General features: G+C 64.1%; 1 protein-coding gene. It reads left to right on the top strand.

All coding sequences use genetic code 11. The features are described from left to right. Positions 1 to 179: 179 nt before the first annotated feature. On the top strand, positions 180 to 1,127 hold the full coding sequence (locus FV242_RS33915; RefSeq protein WP_147942031.1) for an IS110 family transposase: 948 nt from the start codon (positions 180 to 182) through the stop codon (positions 1,125 to 1,127). Positions 1,128 to 1,145: the final 18 nt, after the last annotated feature.

The following is a 1,145-nucleotide window of genomic DNA, read 5'->3' as shown; positions in this document are numbered from 1 at the left end:
CTGCCTTGTATCTTTGAGTTGCCCGCTGGAGTGAAGCCAGTGAGGCTACAAGGTGAGGGTCAGCCCGTGTTTGCCTAGGGTTTTCTAAGCCCGCGACAGAGCAAGGTGCGGCCCTCACCGCCACAGTCCCGAACCCGGACAGCCGCTCGGGCCAGAGCCCGCATTTGCAAGGTAGGGTCATGGACGAACAACCCACCATCTTCGTCGGCATCGACGTGTCGAAGGATCGTCTCGACGTTCACCTCAGACCGTCGGACGAGGCATTCCATGTCCCGCGTAACACCAAAGAGCTGGATGCTCTCGCGCGTCGGCTCAGTGGCTTACCTGTGGCCCTCATCGTCCTGGAGGCTACCGGTGGCTTCGAGGCGAGCGTCGCTGCAGCACTGGCCGCTGTCGGGCTGCCGCTTTGTATCGTCAACCCGCGTCAGATCCGCGACTTCGCCAGAGCGATGGGCCGATTGGCGAAGACCGACACGCTCGACGCCGAGGTCATTGCCCTCTTCGCCGAACGCATCAGACCACCGGCCAGGCCCTTGCCGGAGCCGGAGAGACGGCACTTCGCCGAGTTCGTGAGCCGGCGGCGGCAGATCATCGGGATGATCTGCATGGAGACCAACCGTCGCGATCAAGCCGTGGACAAGCAGCTGACCCGGCGGCTCGACCGACACATCGGCTTCCTGGAGAAAGAACTCGCAGAACTCGACAGCGACATTGGACAAGCCATCAAGGCCTCTCCGGTCTGGTGCGAGACCGAGGCGCTGCTCAAGTCCGTGCCCGGGATCGGTGACGTGACCGCACGCACGCTTCTGGCCCAGTTGCCCGAGCTCGGCACCATCGGGCGCCACCAAATTGCGGCCCTCGTCGGCATCGCTCCCATCAACCGCGACTCCGGTCTGATGCGAGGTCGAAGATCCATCGCGGGTGGACGAACCTCGGTGCGGGGCGTGCTCTACATGGCCGCTCTGACCGCGATCCGGCGAGGCTCTCCTTTTCGGTCCTTCTACGAGCAGCTGACCCAGCGAGGTCGGCCGAAGAAGGTCGCCCTCGTCGCCGTGATGCGAAAGCTCCTGGTGACGCTCAACGCCATCGTTCGCGACCGCACGCCCTGGCGGTCGATCACCGCTTGACCTTCAACACAGCCGCTC

It is taken from the genome of Methylobacterium sp. WL64 (assembly GCF_008039945.1).
Taxonomy (GTDB): Bacteria; Pseudomonadota; Alphaproteobacteria; order Rhizobiales; family Beijerinckiaceae; genus Methylobacterium.
This window is presented reverse-complemented; position numbering and strand designations above follow the sequence as displayed.

Coding starts and splice junctions, on each gene's coding strand:
- FV242_RS33915 (WP_147942031.1), top strand. CDS start 180: ATGGACGAACAACCCACCATCTTCGTCGGCATCGACGTGTCGAAGGAT.